The sequence below is a fragment of the Rhodoferax sp. genome, assembly GCF_034519335.1.
In the GTDB taxonomy this organism is placed as follows: domain Bacteria; phylum Pseudomonadota; class Gammaproteobacteria; order Burkholderiales; family Burkholderiaceae_C; genus Allorhodoferax.
This window is the reverse complement of sequence record NZ_JAXHOL010000024.1, coordinates 75,730-87,595: the sequence shown is the minus strand read 5'-3', so window position 1 is coordinate 87,595 and position 11,866 is coordinate 75,730. Positions and strand designations below refer to the sequence as shown.

Genomic DNA, 11,866 nt, shown 5'->3' with positions numbered 1-11,866 from the left:
TGGGCTCCTTAGAGGGTGACAACCTGCACGCCCGGCAGGCCGCTCAGGCTGGGCTGTGCTGGCGCGGGAAACTCTTCCTCGTCAAACGCCTTGTCGCCGTTATCGTCTTCCACCCCGGTGGGGCGAATGCCCTTGAAATCATGTTTGCTGTGGTCCATCAGGTGCGAAGGCACCACATTCTGCAGCGCCGTGAACATGGTTTCGGCGCGGCCGGGGTATTGCTTTTCCCAGTCGCGCAGCATGTTGCCAATCTGCACACGCTGCAGGTTGGTCTGGCTGCCGCACAGCGAGCAGGGGATGATGGGGAATTGGCGGTGCGCAGCCCAGCGGATCAGGTCCTTCTCAGCCACATAGGCGAGCGGGCGAATCACCACAAACTCGCCGTTGTCGCTGGTGAGTTTGGGTGGCATGCCCTTGAGCTTGCCGCCGAAGAACATGTTGAGGAAAAATGTCTGCAGCATGTCATCGCGGTGGTGGCCCAGCGCGAGTTTGTTGCACTTGAGCTTGCGCGCCACGTTGTACAGAATGCCCCGGCGCAGGCGGCTGCACAGGCTGCACATGGTCTTGCCCTCGGGGATATTTTTCTTGACGATGGAGTAGGTGTCTTGCGTCTCGATGTGGAACTCCACGCCCAGCTTGGTCAGGTACTCGGGCAGGATGTGGTCGGGGAAGCCCGGTTGCTTTTGGTCCAGGTTGACCGCCACGATCTCAAAGTTGATGGGCGCGCGCTGCTGCATCTTGAGCAGGATGTCGAGCATGCCGTAGCTGTCTTTGCCACCGGACATGCAGACCATCACGCGGTCGCCTTCCTCGATCATGTTGAAGTCCATGATGGCCTGGCCCATTTGACGGCACAGGCGTTTTTCGAGCTTGTGCGTTTCGCGCTCGATCTTCAGCTCTTTGTTCCGGTTCGCTGCCGCCGCTTCTGCGGCCTCGGCGGCTTCGTCTTCAACCCATACTGCACTCATATCGTTCTCCATGGCGCCATGCGCACTTACCACTGGCCGGTCTCCATGCGGATGGCCACTTCACAATCTTCAAAAATTTCCAGTTTCGCAATCTTGACCCGCACCCCCAGCACTCCGGGCAACTGCATCAAGCGGTGTGCCAGTTTGCCAATCAGTGTTTCCAGCAGGTTCACGTGTTCTGCGGTGCATTCGGCAATGATGATCTGGCGCACCTTGCGGTAGTCCAGCACATGGTTGATGTCATCGTCATGCGGCAGCAGGGGCTGGGTGCCCAGGCTCAGCTCGGCGTCCACCTGGATCGGCTGGGGCGCGGTTTTTTCCGACTCCAGAATGCCCAGGTTCGCGTCGAAACGCAGGCCCGTCAGGGTCAAGGTTTGGTGACCGGTGCTGGCCTTCATGCGTTCATGCCTTTCATGCGGAATACTTCAACGCCCACGCCCGCACAGTCGGGGTACACGTCCGGTTTTTGGGTGGACAGGCGCACGGCGCGCACCTGCGGGTGGGCCAGCAGCTGCTGCACCAGTTCATCACACAGGGTTTCCTGTAATTCGATGTGCCCTTGGGCAATGCGCGCTGCAATCACTTCGCGCACAAAGTCATAGTCCACCACTTCATCCAGCTTGTCCGCCTTGGGGGTGCTGCTGGCAAAGGGTACAAACAATTCCACATTAAAAACCAGGCGTTGGGTCACGCCTTTCTCAAAGTCGTGCGCGCCAATGTGCACCGGCACCATATGGTCGCGCAAAAACAGGCGGCGGCATTCCAGGGCCAGGGTGTCAAACATGCTGTGGCTCATGGCGCACCTCCTGCATTGGACGGCACCATGAACATCACGTCACGCGCCAGTGGTACCAGGTGCTGCCCGTTGTCCACGGCAATGGTTACGCCATTGATGGCGGGGCTTTGCGCCAAAAACACGCAGGTGGCGGCCACCTGGGCTGGGTCCAGCGGCTCGCGCAGCAGGTTCACGCGTGCGGCTTGGTCAAAGTTGTCTTGGGTTTGCGGGCCGCTCAAAAACATCAACCCTGGCGCCAGGCCGCAGACGCGAATGGCCGGGGCCAGTGCCTGCGCCTGCAGGGCCACCGCACGCTCCAGCGCCAGCTTGGTCACGGTGTACGAAAAATAATCCGGGTTCAGGTTGAACACCTTCTGGTCCAGCACATGGAGGATGCTGCGCGAACCTGCGGGCTCGTTGGCATCGGTTTGCGCCATCAGGCTGGACAGCGCCAAAGGCGCCAGCAAGTTCACCTCGATTTGCTGGCGCGCACCGTCCACGTCCATAGCCTGGCCACTGTCAGGCTCGAAGCTGGAGGCATTGTTCACCAGGCAGTGCAGCGGGCCGGATTGGGCGGCAATCTGTTGCACCATGGCGCGTCGGCTGTCTTCCTGGGCCAGGTCGGCGTGGATGGCATGGGCCGCGTACCCTTGGGCGCGCAGGTTGGCACACAAGGCCTCGGCCGCGTCGGCACTGCGTTGGTAGTGGCACCACACCTCCCAGCCTGCCTGCGCAAACTGGGCGCACAGCAAAGCGCCCAGGCGATGGGCGCCACCGGTGATGAGTACGCGTTTAAGCACCAAATAGTCCTTGAGCAGGGTGGGGATGAGGGGGCAAGATAATCCTTGGCTTTACCAAACACGAGACGGATGTTCATGTTCACTGCCGAAAGCATTCCGGCCAGCCTGACCCGAATTATCGCGGATGCGACCGAAAAAGCCGGGGGCTGGCAGGGTTTTGACGCGTTTATGGGCCAGGCCCTCTACACGCCGGGTCTGGGCTACTACGCCAATGGCCTGTCCAAATTCGGCCAGATGCCGCAAGGCCTGCGCAGCGCCGAGGGCATCACGGGGGCCGGGAGCGACTTTGTGACAGCACCTGAAATGACGCCGCTGTTTGGTCAGGCGTTGGCCCGCCAAGTGGCGCAGGTTTTGGAGGCTACCGGCACTGATGAGGTCTGGGAGTTCGGCGCGGGCACAGGAGCGTTGGCCCTACAGCTGCTGGAGACGCTGGGGGACAAGGTGCGCAGCTACACGATTGTGGACCTGTCGGATTCGCTCAAGGCGCGGCAGGCGCAGACCTTGGCTGCCCACGCGGGCAAGGTGCGCTGGGTAAGCACCTTGCCGGACCAGATGCGCGGCGTGGTGGTGGGAAACGAGGTGCTGGACGCCATGCCGGTCCAACTGCTGGTGCGCAAAAGCGGCGTCTGGCATGAGCGTGGGGTGGTGGTGGAGCAGGGTGCATTGCAGTGGAGCGACCGTCCCACGGCGCTGCGCCCGCCGATTGAGATTGACGGCGAACATGACTACCTGACCGAGATTCATCCTCAGGGTGAGGCCTTTGTGCGCACCCTGGCGGACCGCCTGGCATTGGGTGCTGCCTTGTTGCTGGACTATGGTTTCCCCGAGAGTGAGTACTACCATGTGCAGCGCCACATGGGCACGGTGATGTGCCACCAAGCGCACCGGAGCGACCCGGATCCGCTGCAGGCGGTGGGGCTGAAGGACATCACCGCCCATGTCAATTTCACTGGCATTGCCCTGGCCGCGCAGGACGCGGGGCTGGACGTGCTGGGCTACACCAGCCAGGCCCACTTCCTGATCAACTGCGGCTTGGTCGAGGCCATGCAGGATGCGCCTTTGCCAGAGCGCGTCGCCGCCCAGAAGCTCATCATGGAGCACGAAATGGGCGAGTTTTTCAAGGTCATTGCCTTGGGCCGTGGCGTGGACGTTAGCCTGCGAGGCTTTGCGCGCGGCGATAGAACCCACCGTTTGTGAGTACTCATTTGGCGCACCCGCGTCGGGCTTAACACTGTGTACGTCGGTACTGCTGGTAGCAGAGTTCGCGGATGCGTTGCTGGTCTGCTGCTAGCCGCCGTTGTGCGTCGTAAACGCGCTGACGCTCTTCAGATTTCGCTTCTGACTCTTTGCGCTGTTTGTCTCGTTGCAGTGCTTCCTCCTTGCGGCGCATATCGGATTGCGCTTGTGACTCTGCAATCATGGCGCTTCGCAAGCTGTTGGAGGCATCCGCCGCCATTTGTTGCTCGCGGGCCTTGTCCTCTGCTTGTTGGCGCGCTCGTCTTTCGTCGGTGCGTTTGCGCTCCTCTTCTTCCCGCACTAGCGCTTCGGCCGCCAGTTTTTTCTCCGCCAGCAAGGTCGCTTCGGCGGCCGCTCGGACCTTGTCACGGGCATGGGCCATATAGCCCCCAATCACAAACATAGACAGCACTAACAATGCCCCGACGTACAAAAAGTTGGTGTACCAAGGCGGTGGCACCGGTTCCATCACAATTTTGGGTGCGGATCGCGGCCTGTTCACATAGCTAAGTAGCTTTCTGTCGTGGGCCGCCCGCATGTCACTGTTGCTCAGGATTTTGTGGGCTTCACGGATGGCCAACATCCGTGCGATGGCGTCGCTGTCTTGAGCCAGTTTGGCGTGGTTGTAATGATGTAGCGCCTTCTGTAATGCTTGGTTAATTTCGTCTGGCGTGGCATTGCCAGGAACTCCCAGTACCTTGTATGCAGAATCCATGTTGCGGCCCCCCACCGGCCCGGCTTTGTTTTATCGTGGCCAAATCATATACATGTAACAAGCCGTTTGCGGGGCTGCCGTAACGGCACGGTAACACCGCCCCATGCTTGCAAGGTAGTATCGGCCGCGAGTTTTAAGGATCTTTTCATCATGACCACCACCCACCGCACCGAGACCATTGAACGCACACTCCGCCCCTGGGGCTGGTACGAGACCGTGTCGGAAGTCGCTGGCAACAAGATCAAGCGCATTGGTGTGTTGCCGGGCCAGCAGCTGAGCCTGCAAAAGCACCACCAGCGCGCAGAACATTGGGTGGTGACCCAGGGCACGGCCCGTATCACGCTGGACGACAAAGTCTTTGACCTGACGCCGGGCCAGCACTGCGACATCGCCGTGGGGCAGGTGCACCGCCTGGCCAACCTGACCACCGAGCCGGTGGAAATTGTGGAAGTGCAATTTGGCGCCTACCTGGGCGAAGACGACATCGTGCGTCTGCAAGACGACTATGGCCGCCAGTAATTGAAGGACATCAGCACCATGGCAACAACAACTTCAACTCCGTTTGTGCAAATGCCCGCGGGCTGCCCGCCGGTGGCCTGTGTCGACATTGGGGGCACCAAAGTGGCCGTGAACATGGCCGACGCCCAGGGGGTGCGCGGCAAAGTCTCGGAGCCAACCGCCAAGGTCGGCAACAACGACGCGCTAGCGCAGCAAATCATTCGCATGATTGGCGAGAGCTGTGCCCTGGCAGGCATTGCCGTGGCCGATATTTCCGCAGTAGGCGTGGCCACCTGCGGCCCATTCGTCATCAAGCAGGGCATGGTCGAGCTGGCTGGCCCCAACATTTGCGGCGGCCTGGCTGGCAAGGCGCGCGGCCTGCCCAATGACTGGACCACGGCGCTGCTGGAAGCCCCGCTGAAGGCGGTGTTTCCGAATGTGCGGGTGGAGAACGACGGCGTGGGCGCGCTGGAGGCCGAACGCCGCTGGGGCGCCCTGCAAGGGCTGGACAACTGCGCCTACGTGACCTGGAGTACCGGCATTGGCATGGGCCTGTGCGTGGATGGCCACATTTTGCGCGGCAAGAACGGCAACGCCGGCCACGCGGGCCACACCTTTGTCATCAGCAACGACGATGCCCTGTGCGGCTGCGGCTTGGTGGGCGATGTGGAGGGGCTGGTGGCCGGTAACGCCATTCCGCGCCGTTTTGGCAACGATGGCTTTACCGATGCTGCTACTCTTTTTGTAGCTGCTCGCGCAGGTAATACGGGGGCTGTGGCCATTATTGATGGCTTATGCGAGGTTATGGGCCGCACCCTCTTCAACATGGTGGCGACGCTGGACTTGCAGCGCATCAGCGTGGGCGGCAGTGTGTTCTGGCACAACCGCGACTACCTGTTGCCCAAGCTGCAGGCCTACCTGCACGGCAAGCTGCCCGCGCTGACGCAAGGCGTGGAAATCGTGCCAGCTGGCCTGGGCGAACAGGTGGGCGACTACGCCGCTTTGGCGCTGGTGGTGTCCTGATTCTCCATCAGAGGGGTTGATTTAATCGACCCTAGGGAAACTCCTAGTAGTTCAGCGTTAAAAATTAATGAAAATTAATTAATTCGAGTTGGCATGGTGCCGACAAGAATGCAACGTTGTTTTGGGCCCCACCAAGGGGCTACGAAGACAAAACTTTTTTGGAGACAAGATGTTGAAGCTTTCTAAACTCGCCACCGCAGTGGCACTCGTGGTTGCTGGTTCGGCCGCTGTGGCTGGTGAAGTGGAAGTCCTGCACTACTGGACATCCGGCGGTGAAGCCAAGTCGGTTGCTGAACTGAAGAAGATCATGCAAGCCAAGGGCCACGTCTGGAAAGACTTTGCTGTGGCCGGTGGCGCTGGCGACAACGCCGCCACCGTGTTGAAGAGCCGTGTGGTGAGCGGCAATCCTCCTGCTGCTGCCCAGATCAAGGGCCCTGCCATCCAGGAATGGGCAGCCGAAGGCGTGCTGGCCAACCTCGACGCCACTGCCAAGGCCGAAAAGTGGGATGACCTGCTGCCCAAGGTCGTGGCTGACGTCATGAAGTACAAGGGCAACTATGTGGCTGCCCCCGTGAACGTGCACCGCGTGAACTGGATGTGGGCCAACTCCGCCGTGCTGAAAAAGGCTGGCGTGACCTCCACTCCCAAGACATGGGACGAATTTTTCGCTGCCGCTGAAAAAGTCAAAAAGGCTGGCCTGATTCCCGTGGCACACGGTGGCCAGAACTGGCAAGACTTCACCACCTTTGAGTCCGTGGCTCTGGGCGTGGGCGGTACCAAGTTCTACAACGACGCCTTGATCAAGCTGGACGAAAAAGCGCTGACCAGCGCCACCATGACCAAGGTCCTGGAAACTTTCCGCAAGATCAAGGGTTACACCGACGCAGCTGCTCCCGGCCGCGACTGGAACCTGGCCACCGCCATGGTGATCCAAGAGAAGGCTGCATTCCAGTTCATGGGTGACTGGGCCAAGGGTGAGTTCTCTGCCGCTGGCAAGGTGCCAGGCAAGGACTACATCTGCGCTGCTGCGCCTGGCACCGACAAGGCTTACACCTTCAACGTGGACTCGTTTGCCATGTACAAGCTCAAGGACGCGGGTGCCCAAAAGGCCCAGGGCGATCTGGCTGCTTCCATCATGGGCACCGAGTTCCAGGAAGTGTTCAACCTGAACAAGGGTTCCATCCCTGTGCGTTTGAACATGAAGATGGACAAGTTTGACGACTGCGCCAAGACCTCTGCCAAGGACTTTGTGGACACCGCCAAGTCTGGTGGTTTGGTGCCTTCCGTGGCCCACGGCATGGCCATCAAGCCTGCTGCTGAAGGTGCGATCAAGGATGCCGTGTCCCAGTTCTGGAACGACGACAAGATCTCCGTGGCTGACGGCGTGAAGAACATCGCCAAAGCTGCTGCTACCAAGTAAGTCGTGCTGGCGCGCAAGCGCCAGTTTCTTGCCAAGCAGACGCCCCATCCCCCTGCGGGGGTGGGGCTGTTCAAATTTGACCGTCTTCTCAAGATTGCATCCCATGCCATTCCAATCCTCTTTGCGTTGTCTGTGGGCCGCTGTGGCCTTGTGTGCTGGTGCGAGCCTGTGGGCTGGCGAGGTGGAGGTGCTCCACTACTGGACGTCGGGGGGCGAGGCCAAATCGGTGGCCGAGCTCAAAGGCATGATGGCCCAGCGTGGCCATACCTGGCGGGATTTCACAGTCACTGGCGGCGGTGGACAAAACGCCATGGCGGTGCTCAAACAGCGTGTGCTGGCGGGCAGTGCGCCTGCTGCGGCCAACATCAAGGGCCCGGCGATTCAGGAATGGGCCGAGCTCAAGGCGCTGACCAGTCTGGATGCGATGGCATCGTTTGAGAAGTGGGACGAGGTCTTGCCCAAAGTGGTGGCGGACCAGATGAAATACAAAGGCCGTTACGTGGCCGTGCCGGTGAACGTGCACCGCGTGAACTGGTTGTGGGCCAACTCCGCAGTCTTGAAGAAGGCTGGCGTTGCAGCGCTGCCCAAAACTTACGATGAATTTTTTGCCGCTGCCGACAAGATCAAGGCGGCCGGCTTTGTGGCCGTGGCCCATGGGGGCCAGGACTGGCAGGACTTCACGGTGTTTGAATCCGTGGTGTTGGGCGTGGGCGGCCCCGCGTTTTACGACAAGGCCCTGGTCAGGCTGGACCGTGCGGCGCTGGCCAGCGACGAGATGAAAAAGTCGCTGGAGGTGTTTCGCCGTATCAAAGGCTACACCGACGACAAGTCGCTGGGGCGCGACTGGAACGTGACGACCGAACTGGTGATCAACGGCAAGGCCGGCTTCCAGTTCATGGGCGACTGGGCCAAGGGCGAGTTTTTGGCCGCTGGTCAGACCCCCGGCAAAGACTTCACCTGCTCGGCCGCGCCGGGTACCGACAAGGCCTACACCTTCAACGTGGACTCTTTTGCCATGTTCCAGCTCAAAGGCTGGGAGGCCCAAAAGGCCCAGGGCTACCTGGCCTACCTGCTCATGGGAAAAGACTTCCAGGAGAAATTCAACCTGCGCAAGGGCTCCATCCCCGTGCGTTTGGGCATGCCCATGGACAAGTTTGACGAATGCGCCAAGACCTCTAGCAAGGACTTTGTGGCCACGTCCGCCAGCGGCACGCTGGTGCCGTCGGTGGCGCACGGCATGGCGCTGTCCTCCAGCCAGCAGGCCGCCATGCGTGCGGTGGTGTCCGAGTTCTGGAACAACGACAAATTGACAGTGCCTGAAACCCTGTCCAAGCTGTTGGCGGTAAGCGCCCCCAAACAGAAATAAAGCTTATCCGCCAGCGGCACGCTGGTGCCGTCGGTGGCGCACGGCATGGCGCTGTCCTCCAGCCAGCAGGCCGCCATGCGTGCGGTGGTGTCCGAGTTCTGGAACAACGACAAATTGACAGTGCCTGAAACCCTGTCCAAGCTGTTGGCGGTAAGCGCCCCCAAACAGAAATAAAGCTTATGAAAACCCTTGAAAACATCCTGCCCAAGCTGGTGATCGCCCCGGGCTTTGTGCTCGGCTTCGCCTTCATCTATGGCTTCATGATCTGGAACGGCGTGCTCTCCGTCACCGGCTCGCGCATGCTGCCCAACTACGAAGAATTTGTGGGGCTGGAGCAGTATGTGAAGCTGTGGGAAATGGACCGCTGGTACGTGGCGCTCAAGAACCTGGGTCTGTTCAGCTTGTTGTATGTGGGCGGCTCCATGGTGCTGGGCATGGGCCTGGCAATTTTTCTGGATCAGAAGATACGCTTTGAGGGCGTGCTGCGCACCGTATACCTGTACCCCATGGCACTGTCCTTCATCGTGACCGGCACTGCGTGGAAATGGATTTTGAACCCCAGCCTGGGTCTGGAAAAACTCATGCACGACCTGGGTTGGGCCAGCTTCAGCTTTGACTGGCTGGTGCAGTCCGACACCGCCATCTACTGCGTGGTGATTGCCGGCATCTGGCAGTCCGCCGGCTTTGCCATGGCCCTGTCGCTGGCCGGCCTGCGCGGCATTGACGACAGCATCATCAAGGCCGCCCAGATCGACGGTGCCTCGCTGCCCCGCATCTACTGGCGCATCATTTTGCCCATCTTGCGCCCCGTGGTGTTCTCCACCGTGCTGGTGCTGTCGCACCTGTCCATCAAGAGTTTTGACCTGGTGATGGCGCTCACCTCGGGTGGCCCTGGCTTCTCGTCCGACGTGCCGGCCACCTTCATGTACACCATGAGTTTCACGCGCGGCCAGATTGGCCTGGGCGCCGCCAGCGCCACCATGATGCTGGCCTTTGTGGCCGCCATCGTGGTGCCCTATCTGTACAGCGAATTGCGCTCCAAACCCCACGACCGTTAAGCCGGAACCTGCCCTCCTATGCTCAAAAACCTACCCCGCGTGCTGATCTACGGCACCCTTCTGATTGCGGCCTTCTTCTTTCTGGCGCCGCTCTATGTCATGTTGGCCACGTCCTTCAAGGACGCCGAGCAAATTCGCTCGGGCAACCTGCTGAGCCTACCCAACAGTCTGAACTTCGAGTCTTGGCGGCTGGCTTGGTCCACTGCCTGTACGGGTGTGGACTGCCGCGGCCTGCAGCCCTACTTTGTCAACTCCATCATCATGGCCGTGCCGGCCGTGCTCATCTCCACCGCCTGGGGCGCCATCAACGGCTACGTGCTGAGCATGTGGAAGTTCAAGGGCAGCGAAGTGCTGTTCGGTTTCATGCTGTTTGGCGTGTTCATGCCCTTCCAGGTCGTGCTGCTGCCCATGAGCCAGGTGCTGGGTTTTCTGGGCCTGTCCAGCTCGCTGGGTGGCTTGGTCATGGTGCACTGTATCGCCGGTCTGGCTGGCACCACGCTGTTCTTCCGCAACTACTACACCGCCATCCCCAAAGAGCTGGTGAATGCTGCGCGTATTGACGGTGCCGGTTTCTGGCGCATCTTCTTCCGCATCGTGGTGCCCATGTCTACGCCCATTTTGATGGTGACGCTCATCTGGCAATTCACCAACATCTGGAACGACTTCCTGTTTGGCGTGGCTTTCAGCGGCGCCGACAGCAAGCCCATCACCGTGGGTCTGAACAACATGGCCAACACCTCCAGCAGCGTGAAAGCCTACAACGTGGACATGGCTGCGGCCGTGATTGCTGGTCTCCCCACCATGCTGGTCTATGTACTCGCAGGTCAATATTTCGTGAAAGGTCTCACCGCCGGCGCGGTGAAAGGATAAAAAATGGCAGCTTCTCTCCAAATCGCAGGCATCCGCAAAGTTTTCGGCAAGGGCGACAAAGCCGTTGAAGTCCTCAAAAAGATCGAAATCGACGTCGCCCCTGGCGAATTCCTGATCCTGGTCGGCCCCTCTGGCTGCGGCAAGTCCACCTTGCTCAACATCATTGCTGGACTCGAAGAACCATCCGAGGGCGAGCTGCGCATCGCTGGCAAAAACGTGGTGGGCGTGGCCCCCGCGCAGCGCGACATCGCCATGGTGTTCCAGAGCTATGCGCTGTATCCCACCATGAGCGTGGCCGACAACATCGGGTTTGCGCTAGAAATGCGCAAAGTGCCGCTGGAGCAGCGCAAGAAGCGTATTGCCGAAGTGGCCGCCATGCTGCAGATCGAACACCTGCTGGACCGCCGCCCCGCGCAGTTGTCTGGCGGCCAGCGCCAGCGTGTGGCCATGGGCCGCGCTTTGGCGCGTGACCCCCAGCTCTTCTTGTTTGACGAACCGCTCTCCAATCTGGACGCCAAGCTCCGTGTCGAAATGCGTGCTGAAATCAAGCGCCTGCACCAAGTCAGCGGCATCACCAGCGTCTACGTCACGCACGACCAAATCGAAGCCATGACTCTGGGCAGCCGCATCGCGGTGATGAAGGACGGCATCCTGCAACAAATCGGTACGCCCGACGACATCTACAACCGCCCGGCCAACACCTACGTGGCCACCTTTATCGGTTCGCCCACCATGAACCTGATCAAGGGCCATGTGGAAACATCCGGTGCCCAAGGCCGCTTCAGCTTCAACGGCAGCACCCTGGAGCTGGCTACCCCCGCCGTGGGCGACGCCACCCTGGGCGTGCGCCCCGAGCACATCGAGCTGGTGGCCGACGCCTCGTGGCGTGGTGAGGTCGCGGTGGTGGAGCCTACCGGCGCCGATACCTATGTGGTGATCAAGACTGCCGCGGGCGATGTGACGGTGCGTACTGCGCCTAGCGCCCAGTGGAAGGCGGGTGACCAAGTGGGCTTGCGCGTGAGCCCTGCGAATACCAACTGGTTCAGTACCGCGACGGGTGTGCGTCTGGACGTTTGAATTTTCCAACATTCAACGAAAAAGCCGGGTGGCCCTTTTTGGGAGTCCGGCTTTTCTATT

General features: G+C 60.4%; 14 protein-coding genes. 9 read left to right on the top strand and 5 right to left on the bottom strand.

The annotated features are described in order from the left end of the window. Positions 1 to 8 precede the first annotated feature (8 nt). Genes ttcA through U5O12_RS10450 form a run of 4 tightly spaced genes read right to left on the bottom strand, consistent with a single transcriptional unit; the run spans position 9 to position 2,543 of the window. Positions 9 to 968, bottom strand: a complete 960-nt coding sequence (ttcA, locus tag U5O12_RS10465) for a tRNA 2-thiocytidine(32) synthetase TtcA (protein ID WP_322578579.1) — start codon at positions 966 to 968, stop codon at positions 9 to 11. A gap of 26 nt (positions 969 to 994) precedes the next feature. After that, positions 995 to 1,366, bottom strand: coding sequence for a dihydroneopterin aldolase (locus tag U5O12_RS10460; protein ID WP_094477252.1), 372 nt, complete (start codon positions 1,364 to 1,366; stop codon positions 995 to 997). Then, positions 1,363 to 1,764 carry a dihydroneopterin aldolase gene (locus tag U5O12_RS10455; RefSeq protein WP_322578578.1) on the bottom strand — a complete coding sequence of 134 codons (402 nt, stop codon included), beginning with the start codon at positions 1,762 to 1,764 and terminating at the stop codon, positions 1,363 to 1,365. The genes U5O12_RS10460 and U5O12_RS10455 overlap by 4 nt, the downstream gene beginning before the upstream one ends. After that, positions 1,761 to 2,543, bottom strand: coding sequence for an SDR family oxidoreductase (locus tag U5O12_RS10450; protein WP_322578577.1), 783 nt, complete (start codon positions 2,541 to 2,543; stop codon positions 1,761 to 1,763). Before U5O12_RS10450 ends, U5O12_RS10455 begins: the two co-directional genes overlap by 4 nt. A gap of 75 nt (positions 2,544 to 2,618) precedes the next feature. Here U5O12_RS10450 and U5O12_RS10445 point away from each other — a divergent pair, with 75 nt between their 5' ends. Next, positions 2,619 to 3,740 (top strand): class I SAM-dependent methyltransferase, encoded by a 1,122-nt coding sequence (locus tag U5O12_RS10445; RefSeq protein WP_322578576.1) that lies wholly within the window; start codon positions 2,619 to 2,621, stop codon positions 3,738 to 3,740. Between the two features lie 28 nt (positions 3,741 to 3,768). Here U5O12_RS10445 and U5O12_RS10440 read toward each other — a convergent pair whose 3' ends face one another. Beyond that, entirely contained in the window at positions 3,769 to 4,509 is a 741-nt protein-coding gene (locus tag U5O12_RS10440; protein WP_322578575.1) for a DnaJ domain-containing protein, read from the bottom strand. A gap of 135 nt (positions 4,510 to 4,644) precedes the next feature. Here U5O12_RS10440 and U5O12_RS10435 point away from each other — a divergent pair, with 135 nt between their 5' ends. From U5O12_RS10435 to U5O12_RS10400, 8 genes are all read left to right on the top strand, one after another. Beyond that, complete coding sequence (locus U5O12_RS10435; protein WP_322578574.1) at positions 4,645 to 5,013, top strand: phosphomannose isomerase type II C-terminal cupin domain; 369 nt, start codon at positions 4,645 to 4,647, stop codon at positions 5,011 to 5,013. A gap of 18 nt (positions 5,014 to 5,031) precedes the next feature. After that, on the top strand, positions 5,032 to 6,015 hold the full coding sequence (locus U5O12_RS10430; RefSeq protein ID WP_322578573.1) for an ROK family protein: 984 nt from the start codon (positions 5,032 to 5,034) through the stop codon (positions 6,013 to 6,015). Between the two features lie 169 nt (positions 6,016 to 6,184). Further along, positions 6,185 to 7,435 carry an ABC transporter substrate-binding protein gene (locus U5O12_RS10425; protein WP_322578572.1) on the top strand — a complete coding sequence of 417 codons (1,251 nt, stop codon included), beginning with the start codon at positions 6,185 to 6,187 and terminating at the stop codon, positions 7,433 to 7,435. Between the two features lie 103 nt (positions 7,436 to 7,538). Next, positions 7,539 to 8,801 carry an ABC transporter substrate-binding protein gene (locus U5O12_RS10420; protein ID WP_322578571.1) on the top strand — a complete coding sequence of 421 codons (1,263 nt, stop codon included), beginning with the start codon at positions 7,539 to 7,541 and terminating at the stop codon, positions 8,799 to 8,801. A 45-nt stretch (positions 8,802 to 8,846) separates the two neighbouring features. After that, on the top strand, positions 8,847 to 8,975 hold the full coding sequence (locus U5O12_RS10415; protein ID WP_322578570.1) for a hypothetical protein: 129 nt from the start codon (positions 8,847 to 8,849) through the stop codon (positions 8,973 to 8,975). 5 nt (positions 8,976 to 8,980) lie between these two features. Next, complete coding sequence (locus U5O12_RS10410) at positions 8,981 to 9,859, top strand: sugar ABC transporter permease (protein ID WP_322578569.1); 879 nt, start codon at positions 8,981 to 8,983, stop codon at positions 9,857 to 9,859. 18 nt (positions 9,860 to 9,877) lie between these two features. Beyond that, positions 9,878 to 10,729: a carbohydrate ABC transporter permease gene (locus tag U5O12_RS10405; RefSeq protein WP_322578568.1), complete on the top strand. Its 852-nt coding sequence runs from the start codon at positions 9,878 to 9,880 to the stop codon at positions 10,727 to 10,729. A 3-nt stretch (positions 10,730 to 10,732) separates the two neighbouring features. Continuing rightward, on the top strand, positions 10,733 to 11,806 hold the full coding sequence (locus U5O12_RS10400) for an ABC transporter ATP-binding protein (RefSeq protein WP_322578567.1): 1,074 nt from the start codon (positions 10,733 to 10,735) through the stop codon (positions 11,804 to 11,806). Positions 11,807 to 11,866: the final 60 nt, after the last annotated feature.

Excerpts from the sequence above, each read along its gene's own strand:
- U5O12_RS10435 (WP_322578574.1), top strand. The coding sequence starts at position 4,645 with ATGACCACCACCCACCGCACCGAGACCATTGAACGCACACTCCGCCCC.
- U5O12_RS10430 (WP_322578573.1), top strand. The coding sequence starts at position 5,032 with ATGGCAACAACAACTTCAACTCCGTTTGTGCAAATGCCCGCGGGCTGC.
- ttcA (WP_322578579.1), bottom strand. The coding sequence starts at position 968 with ATGAGTGCAGTATGGGTTGAAGACGAAGCCGCCGAGGCCGCAGAAGCG.
- U5O12_RS10415 (WP_322578570.1), top strand. The coding sequence starts at position 8,847 with ATGGCGCTGTCCTCCAGCCAGCAGGCCGCCATGCGTGCGGTGGTGTCC.
- U5O12_RS10405 (WP_322578568.1), top strand. The coding sequence starts at position 9,878 with ATGCTCAAAAACCTACCCCGCGTGCTGATCTACGGCACCCTTCTGATT.
- U5O12_RS10455 (WP_322578578.1), bottom strand. The coding sequence starts at position 1,764 with ATGAGCCACAGCATGTTTGACACCCTGGCCCTGGAATGCCGCCGCCTG.
- U5O12_RS10420 (WP_322578571.1), top strand. The coding sequence starts at position 7,539 with ATGCCATTCCAATCCTCTTTGCGTTGTCTGTGGGCCGCTGTGGCCTTG.
- U5O12_RS10410 (WP_322578569.1), top strand. The coding sequence starts at position 8,981 with ATGAAAACCCTTGAAAACATCCTGCCCAAGCTGGTGATCGCCCCGGGC.
- U5O12_RS10445 (WP_322578576.1), top strand. The coding sequence starts at position 2,619 with ATGTTCACTGCCGAAAGCATTCCGGCCAGCCTGACCCGAATTATCGCG.
- U5O12_RS10425 (WP_322578572.1), top strand. The coding sequence starts at position 6,185 with ATGTTGAAGCTTTCTAAACTCGCCACCGCAGTGGCACTCGTGGTTGCT.
- U5O12_RS10460 (WP_094477252.1), bottom strand. The coding sequence starts at position 1,366 with ATGAAGGCCAGCACCGGTCACCAAACCTTGACCCTGACGGGCCTGCGT.
- U5O12_RS10400 (WP_322578567.1), top strand. The coding sequence starts at position 10,733 with ATGGCAGCTTCTCTCCAAATCGCAGGCATCCGCAAAGTTTTCGGCAAG.